This window comes from Pedobacter kyungheensis, assembly GCF_000812965.1.
In the GTDB taxonomy this organism is placed as follows: domain Bacteria; phylum Bacteroidota; class Bacteroidia; order Sphingobacteriales; family Sphingobacteriaceae; genus Pedobacter; species Pedobacter kyungheensis.
Genome location: NZ_JSYN01000054.1, coordinates 1 through 20,089 on the forward strand (window position 1 = coordinate 1; position 20,089 = coordinate 20,089).

Genomic DNA, 20,089 nt, shown 5'->3' on the forward strand with positions numbered 1-20,089 from the left:
ATTAGCGGCAAAGAGCCTGTTGCGGTAACTAACTTAGGTAATACTTATGATTTGGCAATTACAGGTGCTTTAACCAAACTAAAAAGTACCCTTGAAAAAGTGGCTGGCAAGATGAAAAGCCATTAATGCATTTACTTCCAAAGAGATGCTGAAACAAGTTCAGCAAGACGAGCAGGAATGACGTAAGTGATTCGTCATTGCGAAGCCGGACCGTGCGAGCTGAAGCAATCTTACAGTATAAACCTTATAAAATTGCTTCAGCTAAGAAAAACTAGCTTCGTAATGACGATTTTTTAAACTTTAACTCTATCAAGCTCTTCAATATAGCTTAAAAAAAGATGCATTGCCTTCATCCTATCTTCGGTTACCTCAAATTGTAATTTGTGGTAGAGGTAATCTTCCAGATCAAAATTGCTAACAGGCGGTAATTCTGCCAAAACTTCTTGGCGGTGATCTAAACCAAATTTTAACGCGGCATTAAATTCATCCTTAAAGTCCTGCGAAATTTCTTTATTGGCTACCCAGGCGGCATACATAAATGGCAAACCGGTTAATTTCTTCCACTCCTCGCCCATGTCGTAAACAAAAGCGAAATCCTGTGTTTTACCAAAAGTGCGATCGCCAATGAGTACAAAAGCGTCAGTTTCTGCATTTTGATCGGTAGTGAACGCTACTTCCTTCTCCCAATGAAACTTGAGCAATACCTTAGCCAGGTTATTCGAGGTTCTCGAATGTGCATCCAAGCGCAGGATTTTAATCTCATTCACAGGCACCTTGCTGAAAATAAATACTGAATTTACCGCGCCATCGCTACCAATGCAGTAATTGGCTACAATATTGGCATTGGGTACATTTGGAATAGCCGCAACAGGCATCAGTCCTATATCTACCTGACCATTAATTACTTTAGCGGCGCAGTCTGAAGGGATATCTAAACTTAAATCTATTTTATTGATAATTGGCGAATTAGCCAAACCATAGATGAATGCTTTTGTATTGGTATAGGCAACAGCCGATATTTTAATCTTATTCAAGGTGTTATGTTAATGTTTTGCGTTACGCGTTTGGCGTTAAGCAGATTATCCAATCACTAAACCGTCTAAATGAACGGTACTGTTAAATTCAAGTACAGTAAATTTTCCGTCTTCGAAACCCATTTTATACAAAACAGTATTCTGGTGCGGAAATTCGGTCATTTCACTCAGTGGCTTTCCTAATAATAGACATAAGAAAACACGCATAGCCCTTCCGTGCATGCATAGTAAAACTTTCTGTTCTTCGGGGCGGGTCATTAAAACTTCCATGGGTTGTTTTAAACGTTCGTATACATCCTGTACACTTTCTCCCCCTTCAAAATGAGCTGTATAGTTGCCTTCCTGCCAGCATTGCAACATCGTTCTGAAGGCTTCGCGTGCCTCTTCGGTATTGGGTTTTCCCTCCCAAATACCCCAGGCCAGCTCATCCAATCCCGATAAACGCTCCCAGGGTAGCTCCGAATCAATGAATTTTTGTACAGTTTGCCAGGTACGTTTTAACTCTGAAGTATAAATTTTATCGAAACTCACATCTTTATAAGTTTGATAAAATGCCTCAGCTTGTGCCCTGCCCAAATCATTCAAATCAGCGTTTATACCTCTACCTTGTACTATACCTTGTCTGTTCAGTTCCGTTTCGCCGTGGCGGATGATATAAATTTGCTTCATATTTTATATTTATTGAATATTAAATTATGGGAGAATCAAATCGTATTCAATTTATCTCTCATTCTTTCATTCAATTCTTAATTCACTACCGGTAATTTGTAATAAGCGGGTTTCTTTTCTTCTTCGAAAACCACATGCTCAAAGTCGGTCACCACATTATATAGGGTATCGCGCTCAATAGCTTTTCTACCTACCTGCTTAATCAGGTTTACAAGTTCTTTAGTACTCATTGCCGGTGTCTGCTCTTCTGCTCCCGCCATCGAATAAATTTTGGTGGTATCATCAAGCGTACCATCGATATCATCAACCCCGTAGTTTAATGAAAGTTGCGCAGTTTCCCTGCTAATCATCGCCCAATACGCTTTGATATGGTCGAAATTATCCATGTAGATACGTGCAATGGCGTAATTTCTTAAATCTTCTATTACCGAAACTTCAGGTACATCACTCATCTGGTTGTGCTGGTTGCGGAATTTTAGCGGAATAAATGTCTGGAAACCACCTGTTCTGTCCTGTAGCTCACGCAGTTTTTCCATGTGATCAACCCGGTGCCAGAACTTTTCGATATGGCCATACAGCATGGTTGCATTACTGCGCATGCCCAGCTTGTGCCATTCTTCGTGTATGGCCAGCCATTGCTCACCTGTACATTTATCTTTGGCAATCTGATCGCGCACTTCAGGATGGAAAATTTCTGCCCCACCACCCGGAATAGATTCTAAACCTGCTTCTTTCATCAGGCGCATTCCGGTTGCATAATCAATTTTGGCTTTCTTAAAAATATAGTGGTATTCTACAGGGGTTAGAGCTTTAACATGCAAATCAGGACGATGCTGTTTAATAGCTGTAAATAATGCAGAGTAAAAGGCGACATCATACTGTGGCAAAACACCACCTACAATGTGCACCTCCGTTACCGGCTCACCATCGTATTTTTTTACAATATCGAGCATTTGCTCCATGGTTAAAGCCCAGCCTTCTTCCTTTTGCTTCAGTAGGCGCGAATAGGAACAAAATTTGCAGTCGTAAACGCAAAGATTGGTCGGTTCTAAATGGAAATTACGGTTAAAATAAGTTTTATCACCGTGTTTTTGCTCGCGAACAAAGTTGGCCAAAACGCCAAGGTAGCCTAATTCTGCGTGTTCGTAAAGGTAAACGCCTTCATCAAAACTAATCCGTTCTCCGTGAAGAACTTTGTGTGCAATGTTTTGTAGTTCAGTTGATAAGTTGGTATCAGCTAGTATTTTTTCAACCTGATCAGTTGTATTCATTCCTGAAATATTTTGAACAAAAATACAATAATGGGTCGATTTGAAAATCATTTTCTTGTAACAAACCGGTATTTTTAGGAGTAACGTGTTATAATTAACCACAGATAAGGAAGGATAAACACAGATTTAATTTTAGTTATTGTCCATTTTGCTTCCCGGTTTTCGACAAATAACGCTTTGTAGTTTTCTCGAGTTGGTTATCGATGCAAAATCGATAAGAATAGCCTTCAGATCGAAATAAGGTAGATCAAATCTGTAAATCTGTGGCTTACTGTGCAAAAGCACTTCGACTCCGCTCAGTGTGACAACTATATTAGATTAACTTAAAAACTATCCTTGTAAATCAGTGAATCTGCGGCTTACTGTGCAAAGCACTTCGACTTCGTTATCACTGACCGGACCCTATAGAAAAATCGTCATTTCGACTGGAGCCGACTGGTTTTCACAGGCGGCGGAATGGAGAAATCTATTTAGACAGATTTCTCGGCTACGTTGCTCCCGATAGCTATCGGGGCCGCTCGAAATGACGACCCAGGAAGAGGCTGTCACTTATATTGATTTTTATACAATAAATTACACCTCAGTGTGACAACTATTTGGATTAACTTAAAAAAAGCTTTCCTTGCTAATCTGTTTTTCCGTGGCGAATTATAGCCATAAAAAAAGCACCTCTTTTCAGAAGTGCTTCCGGGTATGTTTTTCAGGGTTAGATATTATCTTGCTGCTGGCGCAAAAGTTAAAATGATGTTTGCAGTTCTTCCACCGAATTCAATAGGTGATTTTAATACCATTTGTGTGCTCGAAAGTTCAGTTAGTACTAAACGGTAACCTTCAGTTACGTTTTTAGCTTTATCGCCTTCATAGATTTTTTTAAACTGGAAAGTCTGGTCTTTTGGTGCTGCCGACCAGAAAATGGTTTGCATTACCGATCCGCAGGCGCTTGATGCAGGTAAAGTATACGACCCGTTACCGCTGTTTGTTAAATGCCAGGTACTGCCCTGAAAACATTTGTAAGATTTCTCTCCGAATAAACCTTGTACAGCGCCATCTGGCAAACCTTCTAAAGCTACGTTGCTTACTACCCAGTCGCGCACTACCGTACCGCGGCTACCTGTAACACCTGCGGTTACTCTTTTTGCCGTATTACAGCTTTGTAACATTACTAAGGTAGAACATGCGATTGCGATAGCTATAAATAATCTTTTCATTTTAGTTTAATTTAAATTTCGTCAAACTTGTTACATAAATCTTGCCAAAACAATTACGAAGTTTAAATTAGCTGCAAAATATCAAATTGTAATCAACTATTATTTCGATAACCCCTTATTGTCATGAAACCCGAAACCCTTGCTATTCACGCATCTAATCTCGTTAACAGTGCTACAGGCGATGTTACCCCTCCCATTAATCTGTCTACAACTTTTTTTCGCGATGAGCATGGTGGCTACCCGGGCGGACACATGTATAGCAGGGTAAGCAATCCAAACCGGTCTGCTTTAGAAAACACTATAGCCAAATTAGAATACGGTGAAGATGCAGCTGCTTTCTCATCGGGAAATACTTCGGGTATGGCCTTATTTCAGGCATTAAAGGCCGGAAGCCACATTATTGCACCTGATGATATGTACTGGGGTTTTAAAAAACAACTGCTTACCATCTTTGCAGATATACTTGAATTTGATTTTATCGACCAGACAGATCTTGAACTGGTTAAAGCGACTATAAAACCCAATACCAGGCTCATTTGGTCTGAAACACCATCTAATCCTTTATTAAAAGTTACGGATATTGCCGCAATCGGTAAAATTGCCAAAGCAGCTAATATTACTTTTGCTTGCGACAGCACCTTTGCTTCGCCCATATTGCAAAACCCGGTTTTACTCGGCGCCGATATTGTAATGCACAGCAGCACTAAATACCTTGGCGGACATAGCGATGTTTTGGGGGGAGTTTTGATTACAGCCAAAAAGGACGAACTCTGGGAGCGCATTAAAAATGTACAACAAACCGGTGGTGCAGTTCCATCGCCATTTGATTGCTATTTATTAACTCGGAGCATTAAAACCCTGGCTTACCGCATGAAAGGTCATTGCGAAAACGGTAAAAAAGTAGCTCATTATTTAAATCAACACCCTAATGTGGAGGCTGTTTTTTATCCGGGATTGGAGTCGCACCCCCAGCATGAGATTGCCAAAAAACAGATGAAAGATTTTGGTGGTATGATGTCGTTCCTGGTAAAAGGCGGTGTAGAAGCAGCAAGTAAAACTGTAAATAAGGTTAAGTTATTTGCTCAAGCTACCAGTTTAGGTGGGGTTGAAAGTTTAATCGAACATCGCTATTCAATCGAAGGGCCGGATAGCAAAACCCCTAAAAACCTTCTGCGTATTTCAGTCGGCCTGGAACACGTTGATGATATTATTGCTGATTTGGAGCAGGCTTTAAACTAGCAATTAAATCCTATAAGGTTTTTAAAACCTTATAGGATTATTATACTATTTCGGGTTACAAGCCGTAGTTAATTTAAGCGAATAATTCGCCTCCAAAGGCTCGTTGGTTTGTGCCAAACGCTGAGATCCGGTGTTGGCCGGGCAGGCAATATCTCCTGCTGCATCGTAAATTAGTTTATTTCCATTGGCCAATAATTCTTTCGGTACATAAATCTGTACTTTGGTGATTGAATAGCCTGAAGGGAAATAGCGGATATAATAACCATCAGGATGTTTGGTCCAGATGCCGCTCGGTACATCGCTTCTTGGTGGTGCCATGCCTGCAATAATTGCATATTTCTCCATATCAGCATAAGTGTAATTGCCTGATGCTACCAACTGTCTGATATTGTTTTCGGCTTCGAACACTGCTTTTACAGCCGAAGGTAGCTTGTCTTTGGCTTTCTCCATTACATCAAAAGGTAAAACACCCAATGCACCACCTTCTAACTGTGTAAGTTGTTTCGGCGTAAGCAATTTAACTGCAGTAAGTTTAACCTGACCGCTGTAATCGGCAAATTTTGTACGGGCAATAATGGTCCACAATAACACCTGAATATCGTGCTGTTCTACTTCAGGGTGTTTTTCGGCGCTTTTTAATATCGATACTACAATTTCTTCCTTTGGGCCTAAAACAGGTGCAAACATGTAACCATCGCCTTTTGACGGGGCAAAAGTTCCCGCTTTGAGGCAATAGCTTTTATTGGTCATTTCATAATAACCTTCGCAAAGCACATAGCCTCCCTCTGGGTTTTTAGGCAATAAATACAAAGGCTGAAATTTCTCTTTCGATTTAAAATCGGGCATCATCTCGCCTTCGCGGTTTACATCTTCAAAACTGGTGGTAATGGCGGCAGGTTGTTTCAGAAATTGATCAACGCCCAAAGCTTTGGCGCCCTGAGCGGTTCCGATTTTTAATAATTTATCTTTTAAACCGCCAAACTGGGCGTTAACGTTGTTTAGACCTGCTATGGTAAACAGTAGTGCTAAACCAAGCAATTTTACATTTTTCATGATGATTAGATTTAGATAGGTAGCACAAACTTAAAGTTTTAAGCGTTAATTTTATATTAAAATGTTTGCAATGGATAGATTACATAAAAATAGCCTACTCATTATCAGTTGATTAATTAAAATTCAAAATTTTATTTTGCAGATTAAAATTAAATTCAGACATTTGAAATATTATTTGGCAGCAAGCTAAATAAAAGTCAATCTTCAAAGGTTGATTTATAAAGAAGTGGCGAGAGACTGGCTCGATGACCCACTGGCAACCCTCAGAAAGAGAAGGTGCCAATTCCTGACCAGCTAACACGGTGTTATCTGGTGATATAAATTTTAACTGATGAAAACATTAAATCTTCAATCGCTAAGCGAACCCAATGTAAACCTTAAAAAAGTAGAAAGTCTTTCTGTTTCTTTTATGTGTTGCAATATGCAGGCGATTACTTGTATGTGCTGTTGCATACAGTAATTTAAAAATCTTCCCTTTTTGTACTTTTCAAACTGGAAGGTCCCGCTAAAACGGGATACGCCCACATAGGTTTAACCTCTAGCTTAGGTTAGCCTGATCTCTACAGATTATTCAACATTTAAAAATTTAAACACTAAAGATTATGTCAACTTCATATAAATTCGAAACATTACAAATTCACGCAGGTCAGGAAATCGATCCTACAACCGGTTCAAGAGCAGTTCCAATTTACCAAACCACTTCTTACGGATTTAAAAATGCTGAGCATGGTGCCAATCTATTTGCCTTAAAAGAGTTTGGTAACATCTACACCAGAATCATGAATCCAACCAGCGATGTTTTCGAAAAGCGCATTGCCGCTTTAGAAGGTGGTGTTGCCGCCTTAGCAGTTGCATCTGGTCAGGCAGCACAATTTATTGCGTTAAACAACATTCTCGAAGCTGGCGATAGCATTGTATCTTCATCTCATGTATACGGAGGCACTTATAATCAATTTAAAGTTGCCTTTAAACGCCTGGGCATTCATGTTGATTTTGCCAACCCGGATGTGCCTGAAGAATTTGAAGCTAAAATTACCGATAAAACCAAAGCCATTTATTTAGAAACCATCGGTAACCCGGCATTTAGTGTGCCCGATTTTGAGAAAATTGCGGCCATTGCCAAAAAATATGACCTGCCTTTAATTGTCGATAATACTTTCGGTGCTGCAGGTTATCTGTTTAAACCATTAGAACATGGTGCTAATGTGGTGGTAGAATCGGCTACCAAATGGATTGGTGGTCATGGTACCAGCATTGGCGGTGTAATTGTTGATGGCGGAAATTACAATTGGGGTAACGGTAAATTCCCGCAATTCAGCCAGCCATCAGAAGGTTACCACGGCTTAGTTTTTAGCGATGTTTTTGGTGTTAATGGCCCTTTTGGTAATATCCAGTTCATTATCCGTGCACGTGTAGAAGGTTTAAGGGATTTAGGTCCGGCTATTGCGCCGTTTAATTCTTTCCTTTTACTACAAGGATTAGAAACTTTATCGCTTCGCGTACAACGCCACGTAGATAATGCTTTAGAACTGGCTACCTGGTTAGAAAACCATCCGGCAGTTAAAGAAGTAGCTTATCCGGGTCTTGCAAGCAGCAAATACAACAATTTAGCCAAGAAATATTTAAGCAATGGCTTTGGCGCAGTTTTATCTTTCGAGTTAAATGGCAGCAAAGAAAGCGCAACCCAGCTAATCGATAACTTAAAGTTAATTTCGCACCTGGCCAATGTGGGCGATGCCAAAACTTTAATTATCCAGCCTTCGGCCACCACCCATCAGCAATTAAGCGATAACGAGCAGCTGGCGGCAGGTGTTAAACCCAATTCGCTTCGTGTATCGGTTGGTATAGAACATATCGACGATATTAAAGCTGATTTTGAACAGGCTTTTGCAGCCATTGGCTTATCAGTAAGTGCAGCCAGTTTACAAGCCTAACTTTTTTTTTATTACCACGAGCATTATTTAGCATGAGCACATCATCAACATATCAATACAACAAACAATTTAAGCTTGAAAGCGGAAAAAAAATCCGTAATCTGCAAATCGCTTATCAAACATACGGCAAGCTAAACGCAAAGAAAGATAACGTAATATGGGTTTGCCATGCACTTACGGCCAATGCCGATGTTTTTGAATGGTGGGAAGGTTTGTTTGGGCAAAACGCTTTGTTCAACCCGAACGATCATTATATTGTATGTGCCAATGTATTGGGCTCTAATTATGGTACAACCAATCCTTTAAGTACCAATCCGGTTAACGGTTTGCCTTATTACCTGTCTTTTCCGCAGTTTACCATCCGCGATTTTGTTTCCGCACACCAGTTGTTAGCAGCGCATTTGCAAATTGATAGCATTAAATTGTTAATTGGTGGTTCGTTAGGCGGGCAACAAGCGGTTGAATGGAGCATTATTGAACCTAATAAAATTGAGAACCTGATTTTAGTGGCTACAAATGCCGTACACTCGCCATGGGGAATTGCTTTTAACGAGAGTCAGCGTTTGGCCATTACTACCGACCGTACTTTTTATGCCAATAAACCCGATGGTGGGCTTAAAGGTTTAAAAGCGGCCAGAAGTATTGCGCTTTTAAGTTACCGCACTTATAGTGCTTATGGTAGCACACAGGTAGAAAGTGTAAACGATAAAACCGATAATTTCAGGGCTTCATCTTATCAGAATTATCAGGGTGAAAAATTAACCAAACGCTTTAACGCTTATAGCTATTATTACTTAACCAAAGCAATGGATAGCCACAATGTAGGCCGTAACCGCAAGAGCATTGCCGATGCGCTGAAGTTAATTAAAGCAAATACGCTTGTAATTGGTATCGAAAACGATTTTCTTTTCCCGATTTCAGAGCAAAAGTACCTGGCCGATCAGATTACCGGTGCCGAATTTGCCGCCATTCACTCTGAATATGGCCATGACGGGTTCTTAATCGAAACCAATGCATTGACCAACATTATCGGAACTTTTATTAAAGAAAGCCGCGATAAGAAGATCATCAAGCTGCAACATACTGCTTAGAAGCTGAAAGACCAAAGCTAAAAGACTAAAGCTGAAAGGCCAAAGACTAAAGCTGGAGAGTTCCAGGTTAAATTATAAAGATTTAAAACAAATATAATAACAGGTAAAACCGGTGTAATCCGTAAATCTGTATAATCACAACAATAACAATGAGTAAGAATTTAAAAATCGGTTTATTTGGTTTCGGAGTTGTAGGACAAGGCTTACTGGATATTATCCAAAGCCAGAACCTGAATCTCGAAATCATTAAAATCGCGATAAAAGATCCAAAGAAGAAGCGTACGCTCAATAAAGATTTATTTACTACCGATCGTAACGAGATACTAAACAATACCGAAATCAACACCATTGTGGAGTTGATTAACGATGCTGATGCCGCATACGAAATTGTAACTACCGCATTGAAAAATGGTAAAAACGTAGTTTCTGCTAATAAAAAAATGATTGCTACCCACTTAAAAGAACTGGTAGATTTACAGGCCGAACATGGCACTTCCCTATTGTATGAAGGTGCGGTTTGTGGTAGTATTCCAATTATCCGTAACCTCGAAGAATATTATGATAACGAATTATTCCATGCATTAAGTGGTATTTTTAATGGTTCGTCTAACTATATTTTATCTAAAATATTTAATGAAAACCAGGGCTACGATTCGGCATTGAAAGAAGCCCAGGATTTAGGTTTTGCCGAAACTGATCCGATTCTTGACGTGGGTGGTTACGATCCGAAATATAAACTGGCTATTGCCACAGCACATGCTTATGGCTTGTTCGTAAACCCCGATAGCATATTAAATATTGGTATCCAAAACCTATCAGACTACGACATTAAATATGCACGCGAGAAAAACTTTAAAATCAAACTGGTTCCAACAGCGCGCAAGGTAAACACCAAAGATGTGGTAACTTATGTTTTGCCTAAACTGGTTGCTAAAGATGATTTCCTGTACAATGTAGAAAACGAATACAATGCGGTTGCGGTACAGGCTGCTTTTGCCGATAAACAGTTTTTCTATGGCAAAGGTGCAGGCGGTCATCCAACTGGTGCAGCTGTACTTTCGGATATTGCTGCGTTACGCTATGATTACCGTTATGAGTATAAAAAATACCACGCAGAAAATGGTGTAAAGCATACTGAAGAAATTTTACTGGAAGTGTATTTACGCTACGCCGATGAAGATTTAATCACCTTATTGGAATTTGATAATATCAGCGAGCGCTATGCAGCCAATAGCTATAAATATGTGGTTGGAACGCTTAAACTGGAAAGCCTGATCAAAAACCGTGAACTGCTTTTAGATCCGGCTGTTTTTGTGGCTTATACCGGCAGACAGATTTACAAGCAAGAGCTGTTAAGCGAAAATGTTTTTGCCGAAGAACTGGCAGCCCTTTAATTTGTTTTTTAAGGTTAATTTTTTTATTTGTTTTGTTGTTAAGCATAAAGGCCGGAGCGATTCCGGCCTTTTGTGTTATTTAACTTTTATGTATTTTTCTGTAATTACCCTGTCAACGCCTTCGCCTTCTACCTTTTCTACTCCTTGCTGAATTAAAGTATCGCCTTTAATATTCAGCTTAAAATTAAAGGTATTACCCTCCCAGTTCTTATTTTTATAGTATTCCAGGTGTTCGGTATAGTTATCCTTATCCAGCTTAAAAGTTCCTCCCCCGGCATCAAAATCTGCCGTATCTTTCGGATTAGTGCTGTGTTTCAAAAATGCAAAATGCGTATCGTTAAACATTTTGATCATTTTCAGTTTACCGGTGTAATCGGTTACCTCGCTTTTGCCCTTCTGCGTAGTAGTAGCCGAAACCAGCTGCCAGGTGCCCTGAATATCGAGCGATTGATCTTTCTTTTTTTCTGCCGGGCTATTGCAGGCCGCCAGCGAGAGTAAGGCGAAGCCCGTTAAATAATTTAATTTCATAAGCAAGCGATATATTTGGTTAGTTTTTTTATCCACGACCAGCCATTTGCATAAGTTTATGGGCTAAATCTTTACCCAGATAGGCATCGATAATACGATGTACGAGATACAGGATTGGCGTCATTAAAATGGCTACAATAAACTTATAGGTATAACCCACCAAACCAATAGCAAACACCATTTTCCAGGTGTAATGATATTGCGGGTTAAGGTAGAAGGCAATGAAAATGACCACAAAACTATCTACAAACTGCGATACCAGTGTTGAGCCAGTAGCCCTTAACCACAATGCCCGTTCGCCGGTTATCTTTTTAATCCGGTGAAAAATGAGCACATCAACCATTTGTCCGATAATAAAGGCTGTAATGGAGCCTACTATAATCCACATGCCCTGGCCAAAAATACCTGCAAAGGCATTGTTCATGTTCAGGTCTTCACCGTTTATATTTTGGTGCACCCAAAAATCAGCAGCACTTAAATGCATCGATCCCCATACCACAATAAAGGCAAATGCAATTAAAATTGAAGTGAGAATAGATAAAAACCTCACTTGTTTCACCCCAAAGTATTCGTTAATAATATCGGTCATGATGAAAATTATAGGCCAGGTGAGCACCCCTGCCGACATTACGAACGACAAATGCGGAACACCCAAAAGATTGATGTCAAACTTCTTCATGCCCAGCGTTTCTTCTACACTGAATAATTTAACACCGATAAATTCTGATAATATTGCATTGGCCACAAAAAAACTACCCAGAACGAGTAGCAAACGGCTTTCTTTCGTTTTAAAAGTCATAGGCAATAAATCTAAAAATAATCTGCCACATAACCGCAGGGATTATGCTTTTTAACAAGTTGTTTAATAAAATTGGTATGGGTGCTTAATCACTAAAGATATTTTTACGTTTTTATTTTTTTGCCACAGATTCACAGATTAATTTTAATTTGATTTAGAATCTATTTCCGTCTTACGACTTTATTTTTTGCTATTCGTGGATGATTTAATCTGTAAATCCGTGGCCTTTATTGATGAGCGGTAACAATTTTTACAATCGCTCGACCCGTAAATTTAGGTTAGCAAATTAAATCTCCCAATCTTTGCGCCTCCGAAAAACTAACAGATTATGGCTAAGAAACAACACTTCTATTTAATACTTATTTTAGGTTCACTCGCTGCGCTTGGCCCGTTCTCTATCGACATGTATCTGCCTGGTTTTGTTGATATTGCCAAAGATTTAAAGAGCACCGAGTCTGTTGTAGCCCTTTCACTGTCGAGTTTTTTTATTGGAATTTCTGCTGGTCAGCTTTTGTATGGCCCTTTGCTCGATAAATACGGGCGTAAAAAGCCGCTGTATTTTGGATTGGCGCTTTATATCCTCTCTTCGGTTTTATGTTTGGCAGTAACCGATGTAAACCAGCTGATTGTTTTGCGTTTTGTGCAAGCCATCGGAAGCTGTGCTACCGCCGTAGCCTCTGTAGCCATGGTGCGCGATTTATTTTCGGTAGAAGAAAGTCCTAAGGTATTTGCTTCTTTAATGCTGGTTATTGCAGTTTCTCCAATGCTGGCTCCTACTGCCGGTGGTTATTTAATTTCGGCACTGGGCTGGAAATATGTATTCGTCTTCTTAGGCTTAATGGCTGTTTTAATGCTGCTCGCCTCTATTTTTAAGTTACCAGAAAGCTATAAACCCGATCCCAATTACTCTTTAAAGCCAAAACCTATCCTGAATAGCTTTTTCACCGTATTGCGCGAACCGCAGTTTTATACTTATGCTTTAATCAGTTCGATCACTTTCTCAGGATTGTTTGCTTATGTATCTTCTTCGCCCACAGTATTTATGAAAATTTACGAAGTAAGCAAAACGGGCTACGGCTGGATATTTGCCCTTTTATCGGTATCGTTTATCGGTTCGAGTCAGGTAAATAGTCTGATCTTAAAATGGTTTAGCAGTAAAAAAATTGTAACCTGGGCATTGGTTGCCCAGTGCGTCTTCAGTTTAACATTTCTGGTTTTTTCTTTAAATAACTGGCTTGATTTATACAGTACCATCGGTTTTATTGCCTTATTCTTGGCCTGTCTGGGTTTAATTAATCCGAACGCAGCAGCCTTATCGCTGGCTCCTTTTTCTAAAAATGCAGGAAGTGCTTCGGCCTTAATGGGTGCTTTGCAAATGGGTTTAGGGGCGCTGGCCTCGGTAATGGTGAGTTTATTCAGCGAACATTCGGTAGTGCCTATGCCTTTGGTTATGACTGTGGCAGCGTTTATCGCGCTATTTTGTCTGTTAATTGGTCGCAGGTTTATTACCAGTGAAGTAGAAGCCGATGCTGATGCGGCTGTGGTTGCACATTAAGTTTTGCTGACCACAAAGGCATCAAGGTACAAAACAACATTAATTCCCGCAGATTTAACAGATAAGAGACGCAGATCTTAATCATTAATAACCATGACCTGTGGTACACCTTCAGAACATATATCGTTTAAAAAATAACCTATAATTATACCTTCGGAACATATATCATTTGAAAAATAACCTATAATTATACCTTCAGAACATATATCATTTGAAAAATACCTATAATTATATGTTCCGAACATATATCGTTTGGTTAAAAAGTTATGTTATCGGATCAGCATGACGAATACATAATCCGCATCACGCATCTTTAAAATACTTTGTGATCTTCATGTCTTCGTGGTAAACGATTAAGGCTTCTGGTTTTCAACAATATTTGTATCATCATAGGCATTTTAGGCAGCCTATTCCTGCTTTAAGCTTTTTTTTCCTATTTTCGCTTATAAGATGCTGAATATACAATCTAAACTTCCTGGCGTAAGTACTACCATTTTTACGGTGATGAGCAAGCTTGCGGCAGAACACAATGCCATTAATTTATCGCAAGGTTTTCCAGATTATGCATGCGATCCTAAACTGGTTGAGTTAGTTAATCAGGCCATGCAGGATGGATACAACCAGTACGCTCCAATGCCAGGCGCTACGTTTTTAAAAGAAACCATTGCTGCCAAAGTCGAAAACCTTTATAAGGTAAAATACAATCCAGATACCGAAATTACAGTAACTGCAGGTGGTACCCAGGCTATTTTTACAGCCCTCGCTGCCATAATCAGTGCCGGTGATGAGGTCATCATATTCGAACCCGCTTACGATAGTTACGCACCAACGATTAAACTACTTGGCGGACTGGTTAAAACATACGAATTAGCCCCTCCCGGTTATGCTATTGACTGGGATATGGTGAAGAAATTGTTTACGGCCAGAACCCGGATGATTATTTTAAATTCGCCACAAAACCCAACAGGAAGCATTCTATCGGCAGATGACATGAAAGCACTGATTAAACTGGTTAGTGGCACCGATATTTTAATCTTAAGCGATGAAGTTTACGAGCATTTAATTTACGATGGACAGCAGCATCAAAGCGTAATGTTATATCCTGAATTGAAGCAACGCAGTTTTATTGTAGCCTCATTTGGGAAACTTTTACATGCTACAGGCTGGAAGCTCGGCTATTGTCTGGCACCTGAAAAACTAACCAAAGAATTCAGGAAGGTACACCAATTTAACGTTTTCAGCGTTAATAGTCCCATGCAACAAGCTATTGCCACTTATTTGCAAACACCTGCCAATTACACCGGAATTGCTGCCTTTTTTCAGGAGAAACGCGATTATTTCAGGAGCCTTCTGGCCGAAAGCAGATTGGAACTTCTCCCCTGCAACGGATCGTATTTTCAATGCGCCAGCTACCGGAATATCAGCGATGAAAAAGATACCGATTTCAGCATGCGCCTGATTAAAGAATTTGGTGTGGCCACCATACCTGTTTCGGCCTTTTACCAGAAAGGTACTGACCACAAAATTATCAGGTTCTGTTTTGCCAAGGAGCACGAAACCCTGGCTCTAGCTGCAGAAAAATTAAAGAATATTTAACGGCACCAAACTCATAAAGAAATGGAAGCACCTGTTTACACTCAAATCGAAAACCTGAAAGTAACTGTATTTCAGGCTTATCTTTTTTGGGAAAACATCGATAAAAACCTCTTAAACCTGGCCCTTCGCCTTTCGATGGGCGTGCGGGAAAAAACGGATTTAATTATCCTGCCCGAAATGTTTAATACCGGTTTTAGCATGAACTCCGAAGCCCTGGCCGAAGAAATGGGTGGTAAAACCATGCAATGGATGCACAAAATGGCCGATTTATACAATTGTGTAGTAACCGGGAGCATCATCATTAAAGAAAATAACCAATACTATAACCGCCTGATCTGGATGGAACCAGATGGAAAACACCAGCATTACGATAAACGTCATTTGTTTGGTATGGGTGATGAAGATCAGCATTTTAGTCCGGGGAACAACAAGCTCGTGGTTGAACTAAAAGGCTGGAAAATCAGACTGGCCATTTGTTACGATCTTCGTTTTCCGGTGTGGTTGCGTAATGTAGATCAGGAATACGATATTTTACTTTTAGTGGCCAACTGGCCCGACAAACGCTCGGCACATTGGAAAGCCCTGATTCCGGCACGGGCTATTGAAAACCAAAGTTATGTAATTGCTGTAAATCGTGTTGGGCACGATGGCAACCAGATTTACCACAGTGGCCTATCCATGTGTTTAGATCCTTACGGCAATACAGTTTATTACAAACCAGAAGACGAAGATTTATATACTTTTAGTATTAATTACGAAGAACTGGTTAAAATCAGGCGTCAGTTCCCGTTTCTTAAAGATGCAGATAGGTTTACCATCAGCTAGAGAAGAATCAAACTTAAAGAACCAACGACCAATTATCAATAACCAATAATCAAATCACAATTTTCAAAGTATAACAAACAATTAACCAGTTAAACGATTTATACAGTTAACCCAGGTTGGGAATAACCAATAATCAAATTACAATTTTTAAAGAATAGCTAACGATTAACCAGTTAACCAATTTATACAATTAACCCATGTTGGGAATAACCAATAATCAAATCACAATTTTCAAAGTATAACAAACAGTTAACCAGTTAAACGATTTATACAATTAACCCAGACTGGGAATAACCAATAATCAAATCACAATTTTCAAAGAATAGCTAACGATTAACCAGTTAACCAATTTATACAATTAACCAAAATAACCATAACAAACTATCTCACATACATGTTTAACCGCCGTAAATTTATAAAAGCCTCTGCCCTTTCAGCCGGCCTGCTGGCTATCGACAAAAGCAGCATTGCTGCCGTAGTTCCGCAGAAAAAAACAAAGGTTGCCAATTTCCCGATTGTAATCTCTACCTGGGATTTTGGAATTGCAGCCAATGCCGATGCCTGGAAGGTACTCGCTGCAGGCGGGCGTGCGCTGGATGCTGTAGAACAAGGCGTTTGGGTTCCGGAAGCTGATGAGAAAAATCAATCGGTTGGTTATGGTGGCTTGCCCGATCGTGATGGCCGCGTTACGCTCGATGCCTGTATTATGGACGAACAAGGTAACTGTGGTGCAGTTTTAGCGCTCGAGTATATCAAACATCCCATTTCGGTTGCCCGTAAAGTAATGGAAAAAACGCCACACGTAATGCTGGCTGGCGATGGAGCTCTGCAATTCGCATTAGAACAGGGCTTTAAAAAAGAAAACCTGCTTACCCCAGCAAGCGAAAAGGCATGGAAAGAATGGTTAAAAACAGCCAAATATGCACCGGTAATGAATATCGAAAATAAGCTTTACCAAAAAGCTGCCCCTCAAAAATTACCAGGTAACCAATATAATCACGATACCATTGGCATGCTGGCAATTGATGCCAAAGGCAATATTTCAGGTGCCTGCACCACAAGTGGTATGGCATATAAACTGCATGGCCGCATTGGCGATAGTCCGATTATTGGTGCTGGTTTATATGTAGATAACGAAATTGGTGGTGCGACCTCTACTGGTGTTGGTGAAGAAGTGGTTAGAAACGTAGGTTCATTCTTAGTAGTAGAATTGATGCGACAAGGTTATACTCCCGAAGCAGCCTGCAAAGAAGCGGTTATGCGCATCATTAAAAAGAAACCAGAGACTGCTAAAAATATCCAGGTTGGTTTCCTCGCCATTAACAAAAAGGGTGAATATGGTGCTTATGCCATTCAACAAGGCTTTAGCTATGCGGTTTGTAATGCCGAAAAGCAAGACCTTTTAATTAAAGGTAAAAGCTACTATTAATACAATTACTATATTCACAGCTCACATCTAAATAAAACGTCGAATGGGACTACTAGCAAAGATTTTCGGTAAAAAGAACGTTGCCGAGCGTAAAGGCGAGCCAGATATGGTTGTTGTTCCTGAAGATAATGAAAAAATGGATTGGGCCATTGAAAAAGCAGGCCTTACCCTCTGGTATTTTGAAGCCAGCCTGAAAAATCCATCTCCTGAACAGGATTATTTTTCTGTTAAAGTGATGATTATTGATGGTGAAAACGGTGAGCATATCTGGTTAACCGATCCTCATTTTGATGACGAAGGCAATTTATTCGGTACCGTAGGCAATGCACCCGTTAATGTACACAATGTAAAACTGAACCAGAAAATAGGGATTAAACGCGAGCTGATCTCCGATTGGATGATTATTGAAAATGGCCGGTTAATTGGAGGTTACACCATCAGGGCCATCCGCGATACCATTCCTGATCAGGATAAAATGGCTTTCGATCAACAGGTTAATTTATACATTGATGAAGGCGTAGATCATTTTAAAGCCAATCTGGAAACGCCGGAAGGTGCAATCCTTTCTTTAGAAAAAGCCTATAATTATAAGGATATCCATGCAGCGATGGACTGCAAAGATTTTTTCGAAGAGGCTGCTACGCTCCTCTCTGGCATGAATATGGACCTAAATAAGGAGGTTATCAATGAAACGGCCGAATTATTAAAGCTATCTTTCATCAAAAACATTGAAGAAAATGGCTTTCCGGATTTTTCAGGTATCCAGAATGCTTTTCCTGAGCGTAAAAAGATCGATGAAACACATTGGGTAATTACCGAGGTATGCTGGCATGCCGACGGAGGCAAATCGGTACAGCAGTTAAACACCTATAAATCGCCCAAAGGCTGGGTAGTACTCGGTCCTAAAGGTCCGAAAGAATAATATTTAAAATAGCATAGCACAACATGAATAATAACGGAACGGTTGGTGGATTAGAAGTATGTGCCAACTCTTATACCTCTGCCCTGGCTGCACAAAACGGAGGAGCCATCAGAGTTGAATTTTGCGATAACCTGGCAGAAGGTGGCACTACCCCCAGCTACGGACAAATCGCACTAGCTAAAAAAAATCTCAGCATAGCCATCTGGCCGATTATCCGCCCAAGGGGTGGCGATTTCTTGTACTCGGACATTGAGTTTGAGTTGATGAAAGAAGATATAATTGCTTGTAAAGCTTTAAAATGCGAGGGTGTGGTTATTGGCATACTTCATGCCGATGGTCGCATTGATAAAAGCAGATGTGCCGAACTCATTGCCCTGGCGCAACCTATGGGAGTAGCTTTTCACCGGGCTTTCGATATGAGTAATGATATGGATCAGGCACTGGAAGACCTGATTGAACTTAAAGTACAAAGGGTTTTAACTTCTGGTGGTGCACCGAATGCTCCGCTGGGTGCCGAAAAACTTGCTCAATTGGTTAAACAGGCCAATGGCCGCATTACCATTATGCCGGGTGCAGGCATAAACGAGGGCAATATACAGGAATTAATTAGCCAGACTGGTGCTACCAACTTTCATGCATCGGCAAAGGTATTTGTAGCCAGTAAAATGGAATACCGGAATACTGAAACCAAAATGGGCAGCATAGAAGATGAATACCGTTACGAATTAACCTCCGTAGAGAAAGTTAAGGCACTGACAGCAATTATTAACAGGGATTTAAATAAATAGTATTCAGTTATTTAGTATATTTAATTAACCATTAACTATACTAATTATGATCAAAAAACTAATCCCCCTATTTGCGGTGGCTTTGCTTTTGGCGGCATGCCAGAGTAAAGAAGCAAAAACAACTGAATCGGTAACCGCCGATACCACGAAGTATCCATACACACCTAAAAAGGTGCACAACTGGGAAATGAATCCAGAACCACAAAACATGGTTGCAGCCATGAGTGCTTTAAAAGGCTTTGCATCTCTGGATACGGCTGCAGTTAAACCTTTTCTGGGCGACAGCATCTGGCTGATGGTAGATAACTACAGCTTTAAAGGTACAAGAAGTCAGTTTTTAGGCGAAGCACAGCACGAAATAGAGCGCTTTAAACAGATCCAGATCGATATGGAAGATATGGAATCGGTAATCAGTAAAGATAAATCAGAAGAATGGGTGAGTTTGTGGTATAAACAAATCTCTATCCTGAAAGATGGTAAAACCGATACCGTTAACTGCTTTAACGATTTTAAAATGAAAAATGGTAAAGTAGTAGGCTGGTCTGAATATATACAACACCCGATGAAGGGGAAACCTTGATAAGAATTCGTCATTGCGAGAAGGCTTTTTCAGCCGCCGAAGCAATCTTTATAGCAAAACTTACCGGCATGAAAGATTGCTTCGTCGTTCCTTCTCGCAATGACGATTTTTCGAGTAGATCAAAGCCGTTAGGCTCTCCCTGTTACTCATATTGATTTTTATACAATAAATTAC

The 20,089-nt window shown here is 40.1% G+C and carries 18 protein-coding genes and 1 riboswitch; of the genes, 11 read left to right on the forward strand and 7 right to left on the reverse strand.

Features of this window, described 5'->3' with window-relative positions:
• Positions 1-293: 293 nt before the first annotated feature.
• From OC25_RS26295 to OC25_RS26310, 4 genes are all read right to left on the reverse strand, one after another.
• Entirely contained in the window at positions 294-1,034 is a 741-nt protein-coding gene (locus OC25_RS26295) for a menaquinone biosynthetic enzyme MqnA/MqnD family protein (RefSeq protein ID WP_039483425.1), read from the reverse strand.
• Between the two features lie 45 nt (positions 1,035-1,079).
• On the reverse strand, positions 1,080-1,703 hold the full coding sequence (locus tag OC25_RS26300) for a histidine phosphatase family protein (protein WP_039483428.1): 624 nt from the start codon (positions 1,701-1,703) through the stop codon (positions 1,080-1,082).
• Positions 1,704-1,780: 77 nt separating this feature from the next.
• Positions 1,781-2,974, reverse strand: a complete 1,194-nt coding sequence (gene mqnE / locus OC25_RS26305; protein WP_039483430.1) for an aminofutalosine synthase MqnE — start codon at positions 2,972-2,974, stop codon at positions 1,781-1,783.
• Positions 2,975-3,687: 713 nt separating this feature from the next.
• The gene (locus tag OC25_RS26310; RefSeq protein ID WP_039483433.1) at positions 3,688-4,182 is read right to left on the reverse strand and encodes a hypothetical protein; all 495 of its coding nucleotides are present in this window, start codon (positions 4,180-4,182) and stop codon (positions 3,688-3,690) included.
• Between the two features lie 123 nt (positions 4,183-4,305).
• Between OC25_RS26310 and OC25_RS26315 the strand changes: the two genes are divergently transcribed.
• Positions 4,306-5,421, forward strand: coding sequence for a trans-sulfuration enzyme family protein (locus OC25_RS26315; protein WP_039483435.1), 1,116 nt, complete (start codon positions 4,306-4,308; stop codon positions 5,419-5,421).
• 45 nt (positions 5,422-5,466) lie between these two features.
• Here the strand turns inward: OC25_RS26315 and OC25_RS26320 are convergent, their stop codons facing one another.
• Positions 5,467-6,474, reverse strand: a complete 1,008-nt coding sequence (locus OC25_RS26320; RefSeq protein ID WP_052266501.1) for a hypothetical protein — start codon at positions 6,472-6,474, stop codon at positions 5,467-5,469.
• A 213-nt stretch (positions 6,475-6,687) separates the two neighbouring features.
• Positions 6,688-6,798, forward strand: a riboswitch (SAM riboswitch).
• A gap of 278 nt (positions 6,799-7,076) precedes the next feature.
• Between OC25_RS26320 and OC25_RS26325 the strand changes: the two genes are divergently transcribed.
• The 3 genes from OC25_RS26325 to OC25_RS26335 all read left to right on the forward strand — a co-directional run bounded on the left by OC25_RS26325 (position 7,077) and on the right by OC25_RS26335 (position 10,893).
• Complete coding sequence (locus OC25_RS26325; RefSeq protein WP_039483438.1) at positions 7,077-8,408, forward strand: O-acetylhomoserine aminocarboxypropyltransferase/cysteine synthase family protein; 1,332 nt, start codon at positions 7,077-7,079, stop codon at positions 8,406-8,408.
• A 32-nt stretch (positions 8,409-8,440) separates the two neighbouring features.
• Positions 8,441-9,499, forward strand: a complete 1,059-nt coding sequence (locus OC25_RS26330) for a homoserine O-acetyltransferase family protein (protein WP_039483440.1) — start codon at positions 8,441-8,443, stop codon at positions 9,497-9,499.
• 149 nt (positions 9,500-9,648) lie between these two features.
• Entirely contained in the window at positions 9,649-10,893 is a 1,245-nt protein-coding gene (locus tag OC25_RS26335) for a homoserine dehydrogenase (protein ID WP_039483444.1), read from the forward strand.
• A gap of 75 nt (positions 10,894-10,968) precedes the next feature.
• Here OC25_RS26335 and OC25_RS26340 read toward each other — a convergent pair whose 3' ends face one another.
• Positions 10,969-11,421: a hypothetical protein gene (locus tag OC25_RS26340; RefSeq protein WP_039483447.1), complete on the reverse strand. Its 453-nt coding sequence runs from the start codon at positions 11,419-11,421 to the stop codon at positions 10,969-10,971.
• A gap of 28 nt (positions 11,422-11,449) precedes the next feature.
• Positions 11,450-12,220 carry a queuosine precursor transporter gene (locus OC25_RS26345; protein ID WP_039483449.1) on the reverse strand — a complete coding sequence of 257 codons (771 nt, stop codon included), beginning with the start codon at positions 12,218-12,220 and terminating at the stop codon, positions 11,450-11,452.
• A gap of 328 nt (positions 12,221-12,548) precedes the next feature.
• Between OC25_RS26345 and OC25_RS26350 the strand changes: the two genes are divergently transcribed.
• The 7 genes from OC25_RS26350 to OC25_RS26380 all read left to right on the forward strand — a co-directional run bounded on the left by OC25_RS26350 (position 12,549) and on the right by OC25_RS26380 (position 19,915).
• Complete coding sequence (locus tag OC25_RS26350; protein WP_039483452.1) at positions 12,549-13,775, forward strand: multidrug effflux MFS transporter; 1,227 nt, start codon at positions 12,549-12,551, stop codon at positions 13,773-13,775.
• 450 nt (positions 13,776-14,225) lie between these two features.
• Positions 14,226-15,371: a methionine aminotransferase gene (locus OC25_RS26355; RefSeq protein ID WP_039483455.1), complete on the forward strand. Its 1,146-nt coding sequence runs from the start codon at positions 14,226-14,228 to the stop codon at positions 15,369-15,371.
• A 21-nt stretch (positions 15,372-15,392) separates the two neighbouring features.
• The gene (locus OC25_RS26360; RefSeq protein ID WP_209435640.1) at positions 15,393-16,196 is read left to right on the forward strand and encodes a nitrilase family protein; all 804 of its coding nucleotides are present in this window, start codon (positions 15,393-15,395) and stop codon (positions 16,194-16,196) included.
• A gap of 394 nt (positions 16,197-16,590) precedes the next feature.
• Positions 16,591-17,625, forward strand: a complete 1,035-nt coding sequence (locus tag OC25_RS26365; RefSeq protein ID WP_039483458.1) for a glycosylasparaginase — start codon at positions 16,591-16,593, stop codon at positions 17,623-17,625.
• Between the two features lie 43 nt (positions 17,626-17,668).
• On the forward strand, positions 17,669-18,547 hold the full coding sequence (locus OC25_RS26370; RefSeq protein WP_039483460.1) for a YegJ family protein: 879 nt from the start codon (positions 17,669-17,671) through the stop codon (positions 18,545-18,547).
• Between the two features lie 23 nt (positions 18,548-18,570).
• The gene (locus tag OC25_RS26375) at positions 18,571-19,335 is read left to right on the forward strand and encodes a copper homeostasis protein CutC (protein ID WP_039483463.1); all 765 of its coding nucleotides are present in this window, start codon (positions 18,571-18,573) and stop codon (positions 19,333-19,335) included.
• 46 nt (positions 19,336-19,381) lie between these two features.
• Complete coding sequence (locus tag OC25_RS26380) at positions 19,382-19,915, forward strand: hypothetical protein (RefSeq protein ID WP_039483466.1); 534 nt, start codon at positions 19,382-19,384, stop codon at positions 19,913-19,915.
• The last annotated feature ends 174 nt before the right edge of the window (positions 19,916-20,089 follow it).